Raw genomic sequence first — 20942 nt, forward strand, 5'->3', positions numbered from 1 at the left:
GTGAAGATGTATTTATACTATTCTTCGTTAGTCATACGGACACTTTTTATATTCAATATGTTTTTCAAAGTCCTCATGGAAATATTTCAATGCACTCTGCAATGGTTCCATAGCACCAGGTGCCAGCGCACAGAAAGTATTACCCGGACCCAGTAATTGTGTATGCATTTTCAGCAGTTCGATGTCTTCCGGCGTACCTTCTCCTTTTTCGAGAGAAAGTAGGATCTTTTCCACCCAGGGCAGGCCTTCCCGGCAGGGAGTGCACCATCCGCAGCTTTCCTGTGCGAAAAAATGCTGTAGGTTATGTACGAATCCCACAGGGCAGGTGCCATTATCCATTACGATCATGGTACCTGTGCCTAAACGGCTGCCTGCTGCTGTCACAGATTTATAATCCATTTTGATATCGAGGTGTTGTGTAGTGAGAAAGTCTGTGGAGGCGCCACCTGGTAATACGCCTTTCAACCCGAATCCATTTTTCATACCACCGGCATGTTCTTCAATCAGCTCGCGCATGGTAACGCCCATGGGTAGTTCCCAGGTGCCGGGTCTTTTTACTTTACCACTTACACCATATAATTTGGTGCCACCATCTTCGCTGTAGCTGAGGCCCTTGAACCAATCAGCGCCATTGTTAACTATGTGGGGAACACAGCAAAGTGTTTCCACATTGTTTACAATAGTGGGTTTACCAAACAAGCCACTGATTTGTGGAAAGGGTGGTTTAGCCCTTGGCATGGCGCGTTTCCCTTCCAATGCATTCAGCAAGGCAGTTTCTTCTCCACATATATAGCGGCCAACGCCGGTATGCAGGTACATATCGAGGTGAAAACCACTTCCCAGAATATCCCGGCCCAGGTAGCCGGCGTCGTACGCTTCCTGGATGCTTTTCCGGAGCAGGTCTGCAGCTTTGTGATATGCCCAGCGTAAGAACACATATGAGATTTCCGCCTGAATGGCGTAAGCAGCCAGGATCATGCCTTCTATTAACTGGTGTGGATTACCTTCCAGCAGCAGTCTGTCTTTGAAAGTGCCTGGCTCCATTTCATCAGCATTGGCAATAAGATATTTGGGATGAGGTGCCTGGTCGCCCATAGGGATAAGGCTCCATTTGATGCCGGTGTTAAAACCTGCACCACCACGCCCTTTCAGGTTACTGTCCTGCACCAGCTTCTGTAGTGCAGCTGGCGACATTCCACCACATACCTTGCGCACAGCAGCGTATCCGCCCGTCATTTCATATTCTTTCAGGTTAAGCGGCGGGCGATCCGGATGAATGTTCTTGGTTAGCGGGCGTTCCATTGTATTAAGCATATTTTTTTAAGATATCATCCAGCATGGCGGGGGCCACATCACTATACAGATCTTTATCGATCATCAATGCAGGAGCATGGTCACAGCAGCCAAGGCAGGCATTGGGTAGCAGTGTAAACCGTTCATCAGCGCTGGTTTCTCCCATGTGGATATGCAGCTTTTCTTCGAGCGCTTTATACAGGGCACGGTATCCCATTACGTAGCAGGAGATGCTGTCGCATAGCAGGATAACGTGTCTGCCCACCGGCCTGCGGAAGATGAGATTATAGAAAGTAGCGACACTGTCTACTTCGGCAGCACTTATTTCCAGGTAGTCTGCAATGGCTTCAACACTTTCGTCACTGACCCATCCACGGTGCTGCTGTACAATTTTCAATGCCTCGATCACCGATGCCCTTTTGTAAGGCACCAGGCTTATTTCGTGGTCTATTTCCTGTTTTTCTATTGCTGTAAGCATAAATGTTTATTTCACTATCTATCAATATCTGCCAGTACATAATCCACACTTCCCAGTATGGAAAGCAGGTCTGCCACTGTGTAACCTCTACTGATATATGGTACCATCTGCATATGTGCAAATGACGGAGTGCGTATACGTGTGCGGTAAGATGAAGTGTTCCCATCGCTCACCAGGTAATAGCTGTTGGCTCCTTTTGTTGCTTCCACGCAGCTCATCGCTTCTCCCGGTGGGATTACGGGCCCCCAGCTCACATTCAGGAAGTGATTAATAAGGGTTTCTATATCCTGCATGGTATATTTCTTAATGGGAGGAGTAGTGAGTGGGTGATCTGCCTTATAGTTTCCTTCGGGCATATTGTTAAGGCATTGTTCGACGATGCGGAGGCTTTGTCTCATTTCTTCTACCCTTACGATGGCGCGGTCATAACAGTCGCCATTCCGGGCTATGGGAATATCGAAATCAAACATTTCGTAACCGGAGTAGGGCCTTTTTTTGCGGAAGTCCCATTCGAATCCGCAGGCCCTCAGTCCGGGGCCTGTTACCCCCCATTCTATTGCCTCTTCCAATGTATAGACGCCGATGCCTTTAGTACGGGCTTTTATGATGCCATTCCTTAGCACCATGTTGTTATATTGCTTCAGTTCTTTCGGAAAGTTGTTGATAAACTCACGTACGAGTGTATCCCATCCTTTGGGCAGGTCCTGCGCTACACCTCCTATGCGGAACCAGTTGGGATGCATACGGTCGCCGCAGATGGCTTCTATGATGTCGAAGATCTTTTCCCTTTCGGTGAACATGTAGAAGACAGGAGACAGTTGTCCCAGGTCCTGGGCAAATGTTCCAAACCATACCAGGTGGCTGTTGATGCGGAATAGTTCGCAGAGCATTACCCTGATCACTTTTACTCTCTCGGGTACTTTGATGCCAGCCAGTTCTTCCACTGCGAGCAGATAGGCGAGATTATTCATCACACCGCCCAGATAATCCACACGGTCTGTATAAGGGATATAGGTGTGCCAGCTCTGGCGTTCGCCCATTTTTTCTGCTCCGCGGTGATGGAAGCCGATCTCGGGAACAGCGTCTACAATCTCTTCTCCATCCAGTTGCAGGATGATGCGCAGTACGCCGTGGGTACCGGGGTGCTGCGGACCAATGTTCAGAAACATAAAATCTGAGTCTTCACTGTGCGCCTGCAAGCCCCATTCTTCGGGTTTAAATCGAAGGGCTTCCTGCTCCCGGTCCTGTTTTTCATCCCATAGGTGAAATGGCCCCATTTCTGTTGCTCTGGCCGGATATTCTTTGCGGAGAGGATGACCTTCCCAGGTGAGGGGCATCAGCAGGCGTGTCAGATGGGGATGGCCTTCGAAGCGGATACCAAACATGTCGTATATTTCCCGTTCGTACCAGTTGGCATTTTGAAAGATACGAGTAATGGAAGGGAGGGTAGGGTACTCGCCTGCCAGTGCTACTTTGATGCGGATGAACTCATTGTATTTGTACGAGAACAGGTGGTAAACAATGGTAAAATCAGCAACAGGTAATTTCTCTTTGCCAGCCCGGTCACGTTCGTCTATTCCGCATAGATCGTACATGAACAGGAAGTGATTTGATTTCAGGTATTCAATAACGGATAGGATACTACTCTTACTGGTCCATAGTGTAAGTATTCCGTCGGCGGTTATCTGTTCCTGAAATATATCCGGGCCGAAGCGTTGTATCAGTTGTCCGTGTATTTTATGTTCCGTCTCCAACATATTTATCCGGTTTTATATTTCGTCGATTCCTCTGAATGAGGTCATGTTAGTCCGTATGTCACGTCTGCTTTCTTTCATCGAAAGCATGTGTGGTTTTATTACTCCCTGCTCGCCAATGGTCCAGCTGAGTGGGCGGGCTTCTTTACCTACTGCATCGGCGAGTAGTGTGAGCCCCTGCATAAACGCGTCGGGTCTGGGTGGACAGCCGGGTACGTATACATCTACGGGCAGGAATTTATCTACACCCTGTACCACGCTGTATATATCATACATACCTCCGCTGTTAGCACAGCTCCCCATAGAAATTACCCAGCGCGGCTCCATCATTTGCTCATGAAGCCGTTTGATAATAGGTACCATTTTAATAAAGACAGTGCCTGCAATGACCATAACGTCTGCTTCGCGTGGCGTACCACGTATCACTTCGGCACCGAATCTTGCTACATCATATTTACTGGTGATGCTGGTAGCCATTTCAACGAAACAGCAACTTAAACCGAAGTGGAATGGCCACATGGAATTTTTGCGTCCCCATGCGAGAAGGTCCTGCACGGTAGTCAGCACGATACTTCTGCTAACAGTTTCTTCCATGCTGCCATTTCCCGATATATGGCCCGACTGATCACCTGCTTTACTTAGCCACCATTTCATTTTGTTTCTGTTTTTGTTTGTAGGCTTTTAAAATTTTGTTAGCATCTGCTCCTATGTTGAGAGCGCCTATGCCCCACTCGTATATCAGTACCACTACAAGTTGTGCAATAAAGAGTGCAACACCGACATAACCGGGCCACCTCAGGTCATAGAAGCCAAGGGCCCAGAGCATGATGAATACGGCCTCCACGTCGAAGATGACGAACAACATGGCGACCAGGTAGAATTGTACGGAAAAACGAATGCGGGCAGAGCCTGTTTGCTCTATACCACCTTCATAGGGTTTGTTGGTGGCGCGGTCGTTGTGACGTTGCCCTAATATATATGAAAGTGTAAGAATAGCGGCAAGTAGTATTACTACCAGGCCAGCATAGAGCAATAAAGGCCATAAGGGAATACCATGAGTTTCGTTTCCCATAACGTAAGATTTTCCCGGAAGAGGAATACAGGGTACCCTCTTCTTTTAATAGAAAAGAAAGATGGTCCTAGATCCGAATTGCCGTGCCATATACCAGACTAACGGAAGCGTAGAAGTAGTACAGACAGTCTAACGTACTTAGCTAATGATGTAATGTTCAAGATTCTGAATAATGAAGTCTTTGTTGCTGATGACATATTTAAGAATGTCACCGATGGAGATAAGGCCGGTCAGCTGATTGTTTTGGATAACGGGGAGATGGCGGATGAACTTATTCGTCATCAATTGCATGCAGTATTCAATTTCAGTATCAGGTGTAACAAATACCGGGCTATCGGTCATAATGTCCCTGACTAGTGTTTCTTTGGAGGAGCGTCCTTTCAGGATGACTTTGCGTGCGTAATCCCGTTCTGTGAATATGCCAATTAATTGTCCACTTTCGTCCACTACTACTAGTGCGCCTAAATTTTTTTCTTCGAGTACTTCCAGTGCTTCGTACACGGTGCAGGTGGTGCAGATCGTGTAGACCATGTTTCCTTTTATTTGCAGGATATTTCTAACAGTATCCATAACAAAGAATTTAAGGAAGTGACTTTGCTATTAAGTTAGGCTTTTTTTAAATAAAAACAGCTTTTTAAATTTGAAAGATTGATAAAAGGCTTCCCGATGAGGTGTGAGAGCACTGGATGGGAGTAGGTTATAGGAGTATTAACTTTAATATATCTGCTGGGAGAATGATTTATCATTTTTTTGGCACATTTTTTAATATGTTTAAGTCCTAATCAACATCTTAATCACATGAAACATTCGAGAACCTTACTCCTTGCCGTAGCTACCGCTACCTCCCTGGCATTCGTCTCCTGCAAAGGGAAAAACAACTCCAATACCAATACTGATACCGCTACCACTGTCGCTCCACAAGCGGTTGACACCGCCCCCGAACCAATTCCTGCACCTGTAGCAGTCTCCGCCGATGACTCGCTCACGACCAAAGCAACTGACGCTATCAAAGACTTTCCTGGTGTAACTGCTACTGTAAGCAACGGCGAAGTAACCCTCACAGGCGAAATTTCAAAAGATAAATTACCCAAAGTGATGCAGGCTGTAAACGCTATCCATCCTAAAAAGGTAATTAATCAACTCACCATAAAAAAATAACTCCCATGGCTTTACAGGAAAAATACAAAGAGCTCATAGATGGAGCTAAATCCGCTGGTGTGAATAACTTACAGGTAAGAGAACAGGACAATGTGCTTTATATTGACGGTACTGCATCAAGCGGCGAAGTAAAAGACAACCTCTGGGCGATCTACAACAAAATAGATCCCGACTTCCGTGCCGGCGATCTGGTTCTCAACATTGACGCTTCTGCCGCTGCAGGTACTAAAGCAAAGGTGATCACAGAATCATCTAACCTGAATATCCGCAAAGGTCCGGGTACAGATCAGGCAATCGTTGGCAAAGCCGCTCATGGCGAAGTGATAAATGTAATCAGCAAAGCGAATGACCAATGGAGCCTTGTAAGAACAGATAAGGGAGTGGAAGGATATGCCTATTCACAATACCTGGAACAGGCGTAAAATAGTCGTCCAAACAAACTTTATATAAAAAAAGATCGTCTTGAGAAAGACGATCTTTTTTGTTTAAAAACATTGTAAGGTAACAGGCAAGCAAAGTACAAGGCGCGCTACCAATTACGCCATTCCGCATTTTACCGCGAAAACAGGACTCGAACCTGTAACCTCCCGAACCGCAATCGAAGTAACTCTACTCTACGACACTTACAACTAAACCGGGTAAAAAATCGAAAAGGCACTTACGGTGGCGTTTTATCAACACCTCTTTTAGGGCAGGACTGGTTACCTGCATTTCCACCTTGGAACGAAGAACTCCTTTTCTACGACACCAGTTCAATTTGACAATACAAAGATATCAGTACACCTGCGCAGTCTTTTTGCGCAGCATATTTTTATTTTAAAACTTTTAATCCATCGACCCATACCACACCATCGTCCGCTTTCCATATGCATCCCTGAACACCTGTTTCACCTCCGCCAGCAACTTCGTTGCCTCCGGCCCGCTCACATCCTGTATTCCAGCTACTACAATATAATATCCGCCTGAAAGATTTTTATATGCACTTGAATACTCTACCGAGATATAATCATCATTCTCCGCATTCCCATCTCCCCGTGCCGGATAATAAGGAAAGTCTTTTTCATCACTTTCACCGGTCTTACAATCTGCCTCACTCAGCGTCAATCCTGTTTTAGCATTCGGGCTTAGTCCCCGCAAATCCAATTTCTTTCCCAGCTTTTCCGCCGCTACTTTCGCAGTTTTTAGTGCTTCCTCATACTTTGGGGTACTACTGATAATAATGATCTGCTTGGGTACTTCAGTATTCCATTTTTTCTGTGCAAAACCATTTAACGAACAAAGAAGAATGAATAAAAGATAAAGGGCTGTTTTCATAAAACTATTATATCCGTGAATATATAATAATTAGCAGAAAAGAAACAACTATCTCCCAACCCGCTGACTACCATCATTCCCTACCTTCCCATATTTCCCTACCTTTCCCCCTTACTGAAATTTCCGCGTCAAACCATGAATTACAGACTCATCTCAACTTTCCTGCTTATCCTCTCCCTCTCCGCCCGGTCTCAAAATCCTGTCGCCAACCCGGCCTCACAAGTGACCGTCGGAAATGCCCGCTTTACCATTCTCACCCCCAGCCTCATCCGCATGGAATGGAATGAAAAAGCCGCCTTCGAGGACAAAGCCTCTCTCGTTTTTATCAACAGAAACCTCCCTGTTACTCCTTTCCAAAAAAAAGAGTCAGGTGCATTTCTCGAAATAAAAACCACCCACCTCACCCTGCGCTACAAAACAGACGCAGGCAAATTTTCTAAAGACAACCTGAAGATCACTTTCTCCCTCAATGGTCGCAAAGTAGATTGGGTACCCGGTCTCAAAGATTCCCTGAACCTGAAAGGTACCACCCGCACCCTCGATCAAACCGATGGCGATGCAAAACTGGAAGATGGTATCCTCTCCCGCAGTGGCTGGACCCTGATTGACGATTCCAATCAACTCCTCTTCGACGGAGACAAAGACTGGAATTGGGTCACCACAAGAAATGAAGGCGATAAACAAGACTGGTACTTCTTCGGTTATGGCCATGAGTATAAAAAGGCTTTATACGATTACACCCGCGTAGCAGGGAAAATTCCCATGCCGCCCAAATACGCATTCGGCTACTGGTGGTCACGGTACTGGACATATTCTGACACAGAACTCAGAAACCTTCTCAACGACTTCACTACTTACAATATCCCCATCGATGTACTGATCATCGACATGGACTGGCACTATACCTGGGGGCTTGACAAAGAGTGGAAAAGAGATATGATAGGCGAACCTACAGGATGGACCGGCTATACCTGGAATAAAAACCTCTTCCCTGAGCCGTCAGCATTCCTGGACTGGGCACATAAGCGTGGTGTAAAAACCGCCCTGAACCTGCACCCGGCCTCCGGTATCGCTCCTATGGAAGCACAGTATAATTCCTTCGCAAAAGCCTATAATTTCGATACCACAGGTAAGAAGAATATCCCTTTCAAAATAGAAGATAAAAAATGGACGCAGGTTTACTTCGACAGCGTTCTGCATCCTATCGAAAAACAAGGGATTGATTTCTGGTGGCTCGACTGGCAGCAATGGTTGGAAAACCGTAACCTGAAAGGTCTGAGCAATACCTGGTGGTTAAACTACGCCTTCTTTACCGACAAGCAAAGAGAAGGTGGCCGGCCGCTTTTGTTTCACCGCTGGGGTGGTTTAGGTAACCATCGTTATCAGATCGGTTTCTCTGGCGATAGCCGCAGCACCTGGGCTTCATTAGCTTACCAACCATACTTCACAGCCACTGCAAGCAATGTGGGCTATGGCTACTGGAGCCATGATATAGGTGGTCACGTGGCAGACAATCCTGATCCTGAGTTGTACCTTCGCTGGATACAGTTTGGCACCTTCAGCCCGATTTTCAGAACACACTGTTCAAAGAGTGCTTTCAATGAGCGCAGAATCTGGAAATTTCCGGAACACTATAAGATGATGCTGAAAGCTTATGAGCTCAGGTATGCATTGAATCCATACATCTACACTGCTTCTCACGAAGCCTTTGACTCCGGCATATCCATCTGCCGTCCTATGTACTACGATTATCCTGAATCAGCAGAAGCTTATATAGCAAAAGAACAGTACATGTTTGGCGATGATATGATCGTGGCACCGGTTACTGCAAAAGCAGATAGTATTACGCACCTTGCCGCCAAAAAGGTATGGTTACCTGCCGGGCAATGGTTCGATTATTTCTCCGGTTCCCTGACTACAGGAAACAGGTATGTAGAAAATAAATACACCCTGGACCAGGTGCCTGTATTTATCAAAGGAGGCAGCATTATCCCGATGTATGGAAATATCAAAAACCTGCAAAGGCAATCCGATACACTGGTGCTGACTGTAATTCCCGGCGGTAGCGGGGCTACAAAGGTGTATGAAGATGATGGTATCTCTGAAGAATACAAAACCAAAGGCTACAGCATTACAGCTGTAACGAATGTAGTGGCTGCTGATGGTGCGATGGTCTTAACGATTGCTCCACGTGAAGGCGCTTACAAAGGCATGTCTGCAAATAGAAGTTACGAAATCAGGTATCCCTCCGTCTATCCACCTTCCAGCGTATCTATAAATGGCAAGCCTGCCAGCTATACTTATTCGGCTGACAGGCTGATGGCCACCGTGATGATTCCTGCTACTTCCTGTGCAGAACAGGTTGAAGTAAAAGTAATACCAGATGCAGCCGGAAAAGGTAAGGAAGACCTGCTCTACAAAGCAGCCCTTATATTATCCCGCTTATCACAATCAACAGAAGATATGAAGTATGAAACAGCCAGAATAGATTGGGTAGCGAATACTTCAGATTGCATACTGGCGCTGTCTGCTATACCTGGTATGATTAATTATCATCCTGATCAGACAATAGTATTGGTGGAGCAATTGAATAAAGAAATTCTGCCCTGCATACAAACCATGAAAAATTATCCTGGTGTTAATGCAAATACGCTCAGAAAGATAACAGAGCCGTTAGAAGCAGGTAAGTAAAATAAAAGGGTTCATGAATGACCTCATGAACCCTTTTATTTTTGGAGAGGATCGTCAAATGTCTCAAATCTCATTCATATCACTGTAGAAAGCTAAAAAAAGGGTGTCTACCAGACACCCTTTTTTATTTATTTCGCTATCAGCGCCGTCCCCTCAAACGCAATTCCATCCCAACCATGCTGCATAAACTGCCTGATATTCTGATGATCCGTCGCATCCGGATGCCCCAACACTGCCTGGTAATGCTCTGCAAACAATAACAACGTATCCTCCTTACTCCATCCATTCAATTGTGCAAATGCAAACACCTTTGCACTTCCCTGGTTCTGTGTCGCCTCATTATACGCATCCCCATTCTTAAAAGCCGTAGGCTGATGTGTATAACCTGCTTCTATCAATTCAATTACCTCTTTAAATGAAATTGATTTTGCCTTTAGTTTCTCTAATAATTGTGCTTTCATACTTCCAAAAATATAAATTTCTTATCGCTTTCGTCTATGGCGCCTCCAATACTTTTATTATATTTATCGCCATGCCAATATAATATTATTAATTATGAAAAACGGTCTCAACGGAGTGGCACTCATTGCAACCATGCTTTGCTGCGCTCTCCAACCACACAACCTGTATGCCCAATCCAATGAATGGCTGGACCCAAATGTCAATGCGGTAAACCGCTTGCCAATGCATACGAACTTTTTTGCTTATGAAAATGAAAGCCTCGCCAGGCAAGGTGTAAAAGAGCACTCGGCGAACTTCCTCACCCTGAATGGTTATTGGAAATTCAACTGGGTACCCGATGCGGATGCCCGTCCTACTGACTTTTTCAGGCCGGGCTTTAATGACAGGGGATGGAAGGAAATACCCGTACCTGGTATATGGGAATTGAATGGCTATGGAGATCCAATGTACACGAATATCGAGTATCCATGGCATTTTCAGGCTGCGATAAATCCGCCTGTTGTACCAGCAGAAAAGAACCACGTAGGCTCTTATCGCAAGGAAATCGTAGTGCCTGCATCCTGGTCCGGCAAGCAAATCATTGCACACTTTGGTTCTGTAACTTCGAATATATACCTGTGGGTAAATGGTCAGTATGTAGGCTATAGCGAAGACAGTAAGCTGGAAGCCGAATTTGACCTGACTAAATATCTCAAACCGGGTCAACCCAATTTGATTGCTTTCCAGTCATTCCGCTGGTGTGATGGTAGTTACCTGGAAGACCAGGACTTCTGGCGACTCTCAGGTGTAGGGCGTGATTGCTACCTCTATGCAAGAAATGCTGTGCATGTGGAGGACCTGCGGGTAACCCCTGAATTGGATGATCAGTACAAAGATGCAAGCCTGCTTGTGAACCTGCAACTCAGGGGCGATGCGGCAATTGATGTACAGCTGCTGGATCAGAAAGGTAACCTGGTAACCAGTACACAGGGCAAAGGCAGCGGACTACAAAAATTATCGCTGAAAATAAATGCTCCTGAGAAATGGTCAGCAGAAAACCCGTACCTGTACCAGTTGTTGGTAACAGTTAAGAATAAAGATAAAATAGCAGAAGTAATCCGCCAGCAGGTTGGCTTCCGCAAAGTAGAAATAAAAAATGCACAGTTGCTGGTGAATGGGCAGCCTGTGTTGATAAAAGGTGTGAACCGGCATGAAATGGATCCTGACTTTGGCTATGTGGTTTCTCCGCAACGCATGCTGGAAGATATCCGGTTAATGAAAGAACTGAATGTGAATGCAGTCCGCACCTGTCACTATCCTGACGATAACCTGTGGTATGAACTCTGCGATCAGTACGGAATTTACCTGGTGGCAGAAGCCAATATCGAATCTCATGGTATGGGCTATGGTGAAAAAACGCTGGCTAAAAATCCTTCTTATGCCAAAGCTCACCTGGAGCGTAACGAGCGCAATGTGCAGCGGAACTATAACCATCCTGCGGTGATCATCTGGTCATTGGGCAATGAAGCGGGATTCGGACCAAACTTTGAAGCCTGCTACAAATGGATTAAAGAAGAAGACAAAACCCGTCCGGTGCAGTTTGAACAGGCAGGTACCAACGACTTTACAGATATCTATTGCCCTATGTATTTATCACCTGCTGCTGCAGAGAAGTACAGCCAGGGGAATATCAACAAACCGCTCATCCAATGTGAATATGCCCACGCAATGGGTAATTCAGATGGAAATTTTAAAGAGTATTGGGACCTGGTACGTAAATATCCTAAATACCAGGGTGGCTTTATATGGGATTGGGTAGATCAGTCCCTGCATAAGAAAGATGCACAGGGACGTATTCATTATGCATATGGTGGGTCTTACAATAACTATGATCCTTCTGATAATAACTTCCTGGATAATGGTCTTATCTCTCCAGACAGAAGACCCAATCCGCATGCATATGAAGTAGGTTATTTTTATCAGAATATATGGGCTACTCCTGCCGACCTTTCAAAAGGACAGGTGACAATTTATAACGAGAATTTCTTCCGCAACCTGGATAATTACTATGCAGAGTGGGAGTTGCTGGCGGAAGGTGAAAAAATACAATCAGGTATTTTGTTGAATCTTGATGTACCACCTCACGGGAAAAAAGTATTCAACCTTGATTATGATATTCCTTCAGGAAAAGAAGTATTACTCAATATCAGCTTTAAATTGAAAAAGGCTGAAACCCTTTTACCTGCAGGTTTTACAGTGGCCAAAAACCAGTTGAGCGTATCAGGATATAATTTCACGCACACACTTGCTGTAAATGATCGTGCAGATTCCCTGCATGTACAGAATAATGATGAAAATTACCTGATTGTAAAAAATAACAGGATTGACATTGAATTTGATAAACACAATGGTTTCCTGCATCAATATGTGGTCGCAGGTCAGTCCATGCTGAAAGAAGGTACTTATCTTACACCTAATTTCTGGCGTGCACCTACAGACAATGACTTTGGTGCCGGACTGCAACACAGGTACCGCGTGTGGAAAAACCCGGAATTGAAACTGACATCGTTTAATAGTCAGGCTCAAAATGGTATTATTAAAGTTCAGGCAGGTTATGACATTCCTGCTGTATCGGCTAAATTGTCCCTGACTTATGAGATCTCCAATGAAGGAGCCATCAAAGTAACGCAGGACCTGACTGCCGATAAGAGTGCAAAAGTATCTGATATGTTCCGTTTCGGTATGCAGCTGCAAATGCCGAAAGAAGTGGACCGGATTAAATATTATGGACGCGGTCCCGGCGAAAATTATATTGACAGAAACAATGCAGCACAGTTGGGAGTATACAGTCAGACGGTAGATCAGCAGTTCTATCCTTATATTCGTCCGCAGGAGACAGGTACAAAGACAGATGTACGCTGGTGGAACCAGATGACGGTAGGAGGGAACGGATTACGTTTTACCAGTGATACGGCCTTTTCTATTTCAGCGCTGCATTACTCCATTGAAACACTGGATGATGGTAGTAAAAAGGATCAGCGTCACAGTGAGTTATTACAGCCGGAACCACTCACAAACGTATGTATAGATAAGGCGCAGATGGGATTGGGTGGTATTGATAGCTGGGGACAGTTGCCGCTTGAAAAATACAGGTTGCATTACCAGGATTATCACTTTACGTTTATGATAACGCCAATTAAGAATGGCTTTTAAAAATAGAAAGGTGGGGCTTATGTAGCTCCACCTTTTTAGTTAGGTATTGATGCATTGCTAAAGTGAATTTATTTCCCTATTTTTCATAAGCACAATACACAACCTAAATCGCTTATGAACATTAAAACGGCCCTTCAAACGCTCCTTTGTTTGACTGCCATCCATGCAGGCTTTGCCCAAAAGAAACCCATCGCTGTCACAGACATGCTCAAAATAAAAAGAGCATCGGAAGTGAAGTTAAGTCCCGATGGTAAGCATGCAGTCTACACTGTGACCAGCATTATTCCTGATACAGCGAAGAAAAAGGATTACACCTACCTGAAGCAGGTGTACATTTCCGACCTTGCCGGCAATGCACAGTTGCTGGATACAGGAGCTACTTCCTCACCGGCTTATAGCCCTTCAGGCAATGAGATTGCCTTTGTAAGAGCTGTAAAAGGTAAACCCCAGGTCTTTCTTTACACCACCGCTAATGGCAAGGTGCGGCAATTGACGGACTATTCTTATGGTGCCGGTGAACCGGTTTGGAGTCCGGATGGGAAACAGCTGATCTTCACCACGGAGATTACCCTGCAGGAGCTGGTGAATGATAAGGAACTGAACCCGGGAAGAATGGTCCCTTCCTGGAATGATGGGGCACCTGGTTTTGCGCACAATGAAGATCTGCTCACAGATACCACGAACCCTAACCCGGATGGCGACCTTCGGGCTGTAAGGGCTTATTTGTATGACAATGCCAAAGACAAAAAGGCAAAAGTCATCACCCATTCCAAATTCCAGGGTGAGACGGCTGTGGATCCGGAGGTGCATTTGTCGCATATCTTCATCATAGATACCACTGCCGGTGCCAAGCCGAAGGAACTGACGCATGGATTCTTTTCTTATGAAAATCCTGCTTTTGCGGGGAATGACAAGATCATCGTGTCTGCCTATATGCATGCCCATAAACATCCGGATGATACAAGGGAAGTGGAGATTTATTCAGTAGGTACTGATGGCAACAATTTGACCCAGTTATTACATGCACAGGATTCTTCTTATTTTTTAGAAGCAGTATCTCCTTCAGGAAAATGGCTGGTGTTCCAGCGCGCCAGTGAAAAGCAGGTGGATATAGGGGAGATGTGGATTTGTCCGCTTGCCACGATGGCTTCGCCTGTGCTGATACCATTAGATCGCTTAAAGGGTAAAACCAAATTCTCTGCTGATGAAAAGACGATCTATTTCACATCTCTCAATAATGGGGGGACGAGTTTGTACAAGGCAGATGTAAAAACAGGGAAGCTTGAAAAATTGACATCTGAAGATGAAGGAATCATGGACTTTGATATCAAAGGTAATCAGCTGATTTATTCAAAGACATGGATCATGAACCCTTCGGAAGTTTTCATCTCCGATCTGAATGGCAGGTCTCAGAAAGCAATTACCCAGCTCAATACAGGTTGGCTGAGTGAGCGGGAATTGTCTATTCCTCAAAAATTCACTTTTACGAACAATCTTGGTTTGACAGTAGAATATTGGGTGATGAAACCTGTGAATTTTGATCCGCAAAAGAAATACCCTGTACTATTAGATATGCATGGTGGACCTTCTGCTATGTGGGGACCGGGAGAAGCGAGTATGTGGCATGAGTTCCAATTCTTTTGTGGAAAAGGCTTTGGAGTTGTATACTGTAATCCGAGAGGTTCTGGTGGGTATGGCAATAAATTCATCAGGGCCAATTATCGTGACTGGGGGGTAGGGCCATCCAGCGATGTGCTGACGGCGCTTACAAAAGCAGAGGCACAGGGGTGGATTGATACCACAAAACGTTTCCTCACTGGTGGGTCTTATGCAGGTTATCTTACTGCCTGGATAGTAGGGCATGATCATCGGTTCAGAGCGGCGAGTTGTCAACGTGGGGTGTATGATTTTAAGACATTCTTTGGTGAGGGGAATGCAGGGAAAATGTTGGAGAATTACTTTGGAGGGTTTCCATATGTGGATAGTGTAAAAGCTGTTCTTGAAGAGCAATCACCTATTAACTACGTAAAGAATATTACTACACCTTTGCTCATCTTTCATGGAGAGAGTGATTTGAGAACAGGGGTATCGCAGAGTGAGATGTTGTTTAAGAGCCTGAGTACATTAGGTAAGCAGGTGGAGTATGTACGTCATCCGGGGGCGAGTCATGAGTTGGTAAGGAGTGGGGATAACAGGCAGAGGATAGATCAGATGTTGAGGACTTATGAGTTCTTTAGTAGATTTTTATAGTCCTGGTATGAATTACGAACGCACTGCGTTCGTAATTCATATTTATAATTATGATATTTGTAAGTGATTTTTATATGATTTACTATGTCATTGTTAATAGTTATTGTATCAAATCGAAATTGGAAGTTATACCTATTTTGCGCAAGTTGATTTTTCGCCAGAAAGAATAATCTAACTTTATATCATACCATAAGAAGACAACCTAAAATTATTAAAAGAGCTGCCTAATTGAGAATAGGTAGCTCTTTTCCTATTTATACACCATATCAAATCAAAATGACAATTTATGACACAACAACTCACATTAATAAGTGAAATTAAGAACCTCATTCTCGAAAGCAGAGAACAGGCCATTCGTGCCGTAGACCAGGCACGTACGATCATGTACTGGAATATTGGTAAACGCATTCTGGAAGAAGAACAGAAAGGGAAAGATAGGGCTGACTATGGAGTTTACTTGTTAAAAGAGTTATCAAAGGCACTCGAACCTGAATTTGGCAGCAGCTTTTCGGTACGGCAGTTAGAACTAATGAGACAATTTTATAAGGTCTTCCCAATTACGTCCGCACTGCGTTCGCAATTGAGCTGGACTCATTATAGATTCCTGATACGAATTGATAACCAATCCAAAAGAGAATACTACATTCACGAAGCCGCCAATAACAACTGGACCGCCCGCCAACTCGAACGTCAGATCAACTCCCAACTCTACGAACGCTTACTCCTCAGCAATGACAAAGAAAGCCTCCTCGCCATCACCCGAAAAGAACGAATCCCCATGAACCCCTCTGAAATCATCAAAGACCCAATCGTCCTCGAATTCCTCGGTATGAAACGCGAAGCCATCTACTACGAAAAAGATCTTGAATCCTCCCTTATCACCCACCTCCAGGACTTCATGCTGGAATTAGGCAATGGCTTCTCCTTCGTAGCAAGACAAAAACAACCGGCGACCCTTTCCTATCAAAATTATCTAAACACTTAAAACTTATACGCAAAACTCGCCGCCAGCCTTCTCGGCATCTGCTTCTCAATAGTCGTCCATCCTGAGAAGTACTCTTTATTCGCTACATTATCCAGCTTCAATGCCAGACGATACTTTGCCGCATTATAGAACACAGTAGCATTCATGATCACATAAGAAGGCAACGTAAACCTACCCGTTCTGCTATCATTCGTAATCACATTATCCCCCGCATAGTTACCACCAAAACCAACACCCAATCCCTTCAGATCACCTTTCACAAACGTATAGCTCGCCCACAGATTTACCAATGTATTCGGACCCGCTGATACCGGCCTTCTCCCTTCCTGGTAGTAATACCCTTTCGTCATCTTGCTATCATTATAGCTATAACCTGCTATAATGTTCAACCCTGGTACAGGATTCGCCGCCACTTCCAGCTCTACACCCTTACTCGCCTGCGTACCACTTTGTACAGTCACATTATAGGTAGAATCCTGGTAGCTCACTGTCTGCAAAATGCTCATATTGCTTACCTTAATATCATAGTAGCTCGCCGTGAAACCCAGTTTATGATCCAGCACATCCAGCTTCACACCACCTTCCCACTGATTAGCCTGCTGCGGTTTCAGCACATCAGGATAACCCGGAATTCCATAGTTATTAACAGCCGCCACATTTTTGAAACCATTCATATAGTTACCAAATACACTCACCTGGTCTTTCACTACCTGGTACACGATACCAAATTTAGGCGATACAGCTGTCTGCCCATATTTACCAGTAGTTGTACCGGTTAAAAAGTTAGTGCTTCCCTTGCTTTCAAAACGATCCACACGCACACTCGCCATTATCAGCAACGCATCTGTAATGTTGAACACATCAGATACATATGCACTATATACCTGCGCACTATTACCATTCTTAGAACCTGTAGCACCTGCAATCTTCGCATCGACAGCAGCCCTGTTCAGCGTACCATAACTGGCATCTTTAGGGTTGGTCACATCTACAATATCGAATCTCGGAGATGCACTGTTATTATTAGTAGTACTCTGATCGTTAAAGTCCAGACCCAATACTACACGATTACGCAGACCACCAATCCTGAAATCGCCAATAAAGTTCTGCTGTATATCAGTAGTGGTAGTAGTAGAATTCTGGTAATAAGCAAAACGACTAGCCAGCGAATCGCTTGGTGCTACCGCACCCTGGTCCAGGAACATCACGTAAGAATAATAACCGTCGCTCTTACGGGAACTTCTTGACAGGTTCGTTTGTGAAGTCCAGCTGTCAGAGAGCTTATAGTTCGCCTGACCATAAAAATTTACAGTAGGGTTCTTATAAGTCAGGTCATTAGAGGTATAAGATTTATTGAAATCCATATGCAGTTCCTCCGGCGTCTTTGCAATCAGCGTACGGCTACGGTTCAGGAACAACATCATGGTATTGGTCGCTTCACTATTGTAAATTTCCGCATTGATCAGGAATGACAATCGGTCATTGGCCTTAAATGCCAGGCTTGGCGCAATAAAAAAAGACTTCTTAAAACCCGCATCCTGGAAAGAACCTTCGTTATGATATGCTGCATTCACACGCAGAATCGCAGACTTGTCATTATTCAGCGGCGTATTTACATCGACCGTAAAACGGCTCAGACCGTAACCCCCAATGGTATAACCCACCTCACCACCAAAATGATCATAAGGACGCTTTGTCACAATATTTAACAAACCGCCAAATGAAATATAGCTGCTACCAAACAAAGTACTGCTTGGGCCTTTGATCACCTCAATCCTTTCCACATTTGCCGGATCAATACCACCATTAGTCAAACCCGGTACACCATTAATCATTGTAGGCTGTACGGAAAAACCCCTGATAGAGAAATAACCCGCACCGTCACTTGGACGACCAGTAGATGACCATAATTTTGTCAGCCCCGGCGTGTTTTTCAACGCATCGTCAAAGTTGGTCACCACCTGCTCTTTCAGCAATTCTTTGGAAATAGAACTATATACCTGTGGGTTTTCCAGGTTCCTGATCGGCAGCCGTGCTACCTGGTCAGACTCCTTTTTACCAAACTTCGCACGGCCGGTTGCAATCTCTACCTCCTGCAGCTGGGTATCAGAAACTTCCAGGGTCATAATTACCTGGGCGGTAGCATCTGCAGACACGGTCACTGTTTCTTCCTTTGTGCTGTAACCTACCAGCCTCACCTGCAGGGTGTACGTACCCGGTTTTACATGTTCCAGTACAAAGGTACCATCATCTTCAGTGAGCGTAGATTTTTTGGAGCCTTTTAACACCACAGTTACCTGACCCGCTGGTTTACCGTCAGTTGTAGTCACTTTTCCTTTAATAGTACCGTTTCCATCTAAGTCATTGGCAGACAAAGCAGGGGAAACTAACAAAAAGAACGCCGAAATAAGTAATAGAATAGATCTCATCGCTTTATAGGTTTGCGCCGCAAAGGTGAAACTTAACCAGTCTGGCAGTTTTAACATTCGGGAATTATGTTTACGGGATCCGGAAAAAATGCCCTTCAACTTATCCAGAATAAGCCCCATAAAATCTTTTAAGGACTTTTTAATAATCCCCGTATAACCACCTACGGTATTGCATTCCCCATCTAAATCGCCCATTTCCCCCTTACCGCTCATCCCAGCCCGCTTTGCATGTATTATATAACTTATTTATTTTTGGTTCAGATGATGAAGCTACTCATAAGGATTTTTTTCTCGTTCTGTATCCTGCTCACCGGGTATAGTCACCTGAAGGCCACTACGCCACGGGACCATGTCTCGACAGCGGCCGTCAGGATGCTAGTATTCATGGAGCAGGGAAATGACGTGTTGAATATCCGCAATCATCCACGCAAGTTCGAGCGGTTAAATTTAAAATTCACCGAGACAAATAATGAGGATGACACTGATGAAATGTCAGGTTTCAAAAAGCACCTCGCTATTGGCAACAACTTTACCACTGTTTTTTCCCCACCCGCTACCGACAATCCTCACCCGTATTTTCTTCCTGATTCATATCCTGCAACCAGTACTGCACTTAGCCTTTATATAAGGCATGGCGTGCTACGCATCTGATATATTGCCAACCAGTGTTTTTATTGCTTACTACTTCCACGTCCATAGGATACGGAAGTTTATTGTCATTTGCACACCACTTAAAAAAATAGAATCGCATCCTTATTATGAAGAGAACTTCAATGCTCGTCGTGGGCTTGTATGCACTGTTGTGCTTTGCAAGCTGTAAATCATCAAAGAAAGAGGAAGAAAAAGAAGGGGAAACCAGGTACCTCGTGACCACTCCTGTCAAAATGGACACTTCCGTTACCAAAGAATACGTATCCCAGATACGCTCTTTCCGTAACATTGAACTCAGGGCCCAGGAAAAAGGCTACTTACAGAACATCTTCGTAGACGAAGGTCAGTTTGTAAAAGAAGGCCAGCTCCTGTTCAAAATCATGCCCAAAGTGTATGAAGCAGAACTGGAAAAAGCCCAGGCAGAAGCCCAGGCAGCCGAAATAGAACTGCAGAACACAAAATCCCTTGCTGACAAAAACGTTGTATCAAAAAATGAACTGGCAATGGCGCAGGCTAACCTGGCCAAAGCAAAAGCCGAACTGTCACTGGCCAAAGTACACCTGGCATTTACCGACATCAAAGCTCCTTTTGATGGTATCATCGACCGCCTGCCACTGAAACTCGGTAGCCTCGTAGATGAAGGTGAACTGCTCACCAGCCTCTCTGACAACCGCCAGATGTACGTGTACTTCAACGTATCTGAACCTGAATACCTGAACTATGAAGAAGGTGTGAAAGAAAAGAAAGGCAAAATGCCCGTGAACCTGCTCATGGCAAACAGCGAAGTGTTCAAACACACCGGTAATGTAGAAACCATCGAAAGTGAATTCAACAACGAAACGGGGAACATCGCTTTCCGTGCTACTTTCCCTAATCCTGAAGGGCTGCTCAGACATGGAGAAACCGGTAAAGTTCAGATGGTCGTACCACTGAAAAATGCCGTTGTGATTCCTCAGAAAGCAACTTTCGAAATACAGGACAAACACTATGTATTTATCGTAGACAAGGATAACAAAGTAAAATCACAGGAAATCATTGTAGCAGCTGAAATGCCTGACCTGTTTGTAATAGGAGACGGACTGTCTGAAACTGACAAAATACTGCTCGAAGGCGTGCAGAAGGTGAGAGACAATGACAAGATCACCTACGAGTTTGAGGAACCAGCTAAAGTAATCTCGCATCTGAGACTGAAGGCTGAATAGTCTAAGTATCC

At 44.8% G+C, this 20942-nt stretch carries 17 protein-coding genes; 8 read left to right on the forward strand and 9 right to left on the reverse strand.

The window, feature by feature from the left end:
- Window positions 1–27: 27 nt before the first annotated feature.
- The 6 genes from nuoF to ABDW16_RS02865 all read right to left on the reverse strand — a co-directional run bounded on the left by nuoF (window position 28) and on the right by ABDW16_RS02865 (window position 5167).
- Window positions 28–1302, reverse strand: coding sequence for an NADH-quinone oxidoreductase subunit NuoF (nuoF, locus tag ABDW16_RS02840; protein WP_343667601.1), 1275 nt, complete (start codon window positions 1300–1302; stop codon window positions 28–30).
- 4 nt (window positions 1303–1306) lie between these two features.
- Window positions 1307–1771, reverse strand: coding sequence for an NADH-quinone oxidoreductase subunit NuoE (gene nuoE, locus ABDW16_RS02845; protein WP_343667602.1), 465 nt, complete (start codon window positions 1769–1771; stop codon window positions 1307–1309).
- A gap of 14 nt (window positions 1772–1785) precedes the next feature.
- A complete protein-coding gene (nuoC, locus tag ABDW16_RS02850) occupies window positions 1786–3528 on the reverse strand; it encodes an NADH-quinone oxidoreductase subunit C/D (RefSeq protein WP_343667603.1) in 1743 nt (580 codons plus the stop codon).
- A gap of 12 nt (window positions 3529–3540) precedes the next feature.
- Window positions 3541–4179: an NADH-quinone oxidoreductase subunit NuoB gene (gene nuoB / locus ABDW16_RS02855; RefSeq protein WP_343667604.1), complete on the reverse strand. Its 639-nt coding sequence runs from the start codon at window positions 4177–4179 to the stop codon at window positions 3541–3543.
- A complete protein-coding gene (gene ndhC / locus ABDW16_RS02860) occupies window positions 4160–4597 on the reverse strand; it encodes an NADH-quinone oxidoreductase subunit A (RefSeq protein WP_343667605.1) in 438 nt (145 codons plus the stop codon). Before ndhC ends, nuoB begins: the two co-directional genes overlap by 20 nt.
- 138 nt (window positions 4598–4735) lie before the next feature.
- Window positions 4736–5167 (reverse strand): CBS domain-containing protein, encoded by a 432-nt coding sequence (locus ABDW16_RS02865; protein WP_343667606.1) that lies wholly within the window; start codon window positions 5165–5167, stop codon window positions 4736–4738.
- A gap of 228 nt (window positions 5168–5395) precedes the next feature.
- Between ABDW16_RS02865 and ABDW16_RS02870 the strand changes: the two genes are divergently transcribed.
- Both ABDW16_RS02870 and ABDW16_RS02875 read left to right on the forward strand, forming a co-directional pair.
- A complete protein-coding gene (locus ABDW16_RS02870; protein ID WP_343667607.1) occupies window positions 5396–5755 on the forward strand; it encodes a BON domain-containing protein in 360 nt (119 codons plus the stop codon).
- A gap of 5 nt (window positions 5756–5760) precedes the next feature.
- A complete protein-coding gene (locus tag ABDW16_RS02875) occupies window positions 5761–6177 on the forward strand; it encodes an SH3 domain-containing protein (RefSeq protein ID WP_343667608.1) in 417 nt (138 codons plus the stop codon).
- A gap of 403 nt (window positions 6178–6580) precedes the next feature.
- Here ABDW16_RS02875 and ABDW16_RS02880 read toward each other — a convergent pair whose 3' ends face one another.
- Window positions 6581–7069: a hypothetical protein gene (locus ABDW16_RS02880; RefSeq protein WP_343667609.1), complete on the reverse strand. Its 489-nt coding sequence runs from the start codon at window positions 7067–7069 to the stop codon at window positions 6581–6583.
- A 135-nt stretch (window positions 7070–7204) separates the two neighbouring features.
- Between ABDW16_RS02880 and ABDW16_RS02885 the strand changes: the two genes are divergently transcribed.
- Window positions 7205–9760 carry a TIM-barrel domain-containing protein gene (locus ABDW16_RS02885; RefSeq protein ID WP_343667610.1) on the forward strand — a complete coding sequence of 852 codons (2556 nt, stop codon included), beginning with the start codon at window positions 7205–7207 and terminating at the stop codon, window positions 9758–9760.
- 128 nt (window positions 9761–9888) lie between these two features.
- On the opposite strand, the gene ABDW16_RS02890 is transcribed toward ABDW16_RS02885, so the two are convergent.
- A complete protein-coding gene (locus tag ABDW16_RS02890; protein WP_343667611.1) occupies window positions 9889–10221 on the reverse strand; it encodes a HopJ type III effector protein in 333 nt (110 codons plus the stop codon).
- Window positions 10222–10315: 94 nt separating this feature from the next.
- On the opposite strand from ABDW16_RS02890, the gene ABDW16_RS02895 reads away from it, so the two are divergent.
- From ABDW16_RS02895 to ABDW16_RS02905, 3 genes are all read left to right on the forward strand, one after another.
- Window positions 10316–13414, forward strand: a complete 3099-nt coding sequence (locus tag ABDW16_RS02895; protein ID WP_343667612.1) for a glycoside hydrolase family 2 TIM barrel-domain containing protein — start codon at window positions 10316–10318, stop codon at window positions 13412–13414.
- 114 nt (window positions 13415–13528) lie between these two features.
- On the forward strand, window positions 13529–15664 hold the full coding sequence (locus ABDW16_RS02900; protein WP_343667613.1) for a S9 family peptidase: 2136 nt from the start codon (window positions 13529–13531) through the stop codon (window positions 15662–15664).
- Between the two features lie 286 nt (window positions 15665–15950).
- Window positions 15951–16649 (forward strand): PDDEXK nuclease domain-containing protein, encoded by a 699-nt coding sequence (locus ABDW16_RS02905; RefSeq protein WP_343667614.1) that lies wholly within the window; start codon window positions 15951–15953, stop codon window positions 16647–16649.
- Here the strand turns inward: ABDW16_RS02905 and ABDW16_RS02910 are convergent.
- Complete coding sequence (locus ABDW16_RS02910; protein ID WP_343667615.1) at window positions 16646–19135, reverse strand: TonB-dependent receptor; 2490 nt, start codon at window positions 19133–19135, stop codon at window positions 16646–16648. The genes ABDW16_RS02905 and ABDW16_RS02910 overlap by 4 nt on opposite strands.
- A gap of 204 nt (window positions 19136–19339) precedes the next feature.
- Between ABDW16_RS02910 and ABDW16_RS02915 the strand changes: the two genes are divergently transcribed.
- Window positions 19340–19729, forward strand: coding sequence for a hypothetical protein (locus ABDW16_RS02915; RefSeq protein ID WP_343667616.1), 390 nt, complete (start codon window positions 19340–19342; stop codon window positions 19727–19729).
- 107 nt (window positions 19730–19836) lie between these two features.
- Window positions 19837–20931, forward strand: coding sequence for an efflux RND transporter periplasmic adaptor subunit (locus ABDW16_RS02920; protein WP_343667617.1), 1095 nt, complete (start codon window positions 19837–19839; stop codon window positions 20929–20931).
- The last annotated feature ends 11 nt before the right edge of the window (window positions 20932–20942 follow it).

Source organism: Chitinophaga sp. (assembly GCF_039596135.1).
Classification (GTDB): Bacteria; Bacteroidota; Bacteroidia; order Chitinophagales; family Chitinophagaceae; genus Chitinophaga.

Excerpts from the sequence above, each read along its gene's own strand:
- ABDW16_RS02880 (WP_343667609.1), bottom strand. The coding sequence starts at position 7,069 with ATGAAAACAGCCCTTTATCTTTTATTCATTCTTCTTTGTTCGTTAAAT.
- nuoF (WP_343667601.1), bottom strand. The coding sequence starts at position 1,302 with ATGGAACGCCCGCTAACCAAGAACATTCATCCGGATCGCCCGCCGCTT.
- ABDW16_RS02870 (WP_343667607.1), top strand. The coding sequence starts at position 5,396 with ATGAAACATTCGAGAACCTTACTCCTTGCCGTAGCTACCGCTACCTCC.
- nuoB (WP_343667604.1), bottom strand. The coding sequence starts at position 4,179 with ATGAAATGGTGGCTAAGTAAAGCAGGTGATCAGTCGGGCCATATATCG.
- ABDW16_RS02890 (WP_343667611.1), bottom strand. The coding sequence starts at position 10,221 with ATGAAAGCACAATTATTAGAGAAACTAAAGGCAAAATCAATTTCATTT.
- ABDW16_RS02875 (WP_343667608.1), top strand. The coding sequence starts at position 5,761 with ATGGCTTTACAGGAAAAATACAAAGAGCTCATAGATGGAGCTAAATCC.
- ABDW16_RS02905 (WP_343667614.1), top strand. The coding sequence starts at position 15,951 with ATGACACAACAACTCACATTAATAAGTGAAATTAAGAACCTCATTCTC.
- ABDW16_RS02910 (WP_343667615.1), bottom strand. The coding sequence starts at position 19,135 with ATGTTAAAACTGCCAGACTGGTTAAGTTTCACCTTTGCGGCGCAAACC.
- ABDW16_RS02915 (WP_343667616.1), top strand. The coding sequence starts at position 19,340 with ATGATGAAGCTACTCATAAGGATTTTTTTCTCGTTCTGTATCCTGCTC.
- ABDW16_RS02920 (WP_343667617.1), top strand. The coding sequence starts at position 19,837 with ATGAAGAGAACTTCAATGCTCGTCGTGGGCTTGTATGCACTGTTGTGC.
- ndhC (WP_343667605.1), bottom strand. The coding sequence starts at position 4,597 with ATGGGAAACGAAACTCATGGTATTCCCTTATGGCCTTTATTGCTCTAT.
- ABDW16_RS02885 (WP_343667610.1), top strand. The coding sequence starts at position 7,205 with ATGAATTACAGACTCATCTCAACTTTCCTGCTTATCCTCTCCCTCTCC.
- ABDW16_RS02865 (WP_343667606.1), bottom strand. The coding sequence starts at position 5,167 with ATGGATACTGTTAGAAATATCCTGCAAATAAAAGGAAACATGGTCTAC.
- ABDW16_RS02900 (WP_343667613.1), top strand. The coding sequence starts at position 13,529 with ATGAACATTAAAACGGCCCTTCAAACGCTCCTTTGTTTGACTGCCATC.
- nuoE (WP_343667602.1), bottom strand. The coding sequence starts at position 1,771 with ATGCTTACAGCAATAGAAAAACAGGAAATAGACCACGAAATAAGCCTG.
- nuoC (WP_343667603.1), bottom strand. The coding sequence starts at position 3,528 with ATGTTGGAGACGGAACATAAAATACACGGACAACTGATACAACGCTTC.
- ABDW16_RS02895 (WP_343667612.1), top strand. The coding sequence starts at position 10,316 with ATGAAAAACGGTCTCAACGGAGTGGCACTCATTGCAACCATGCTTTGC.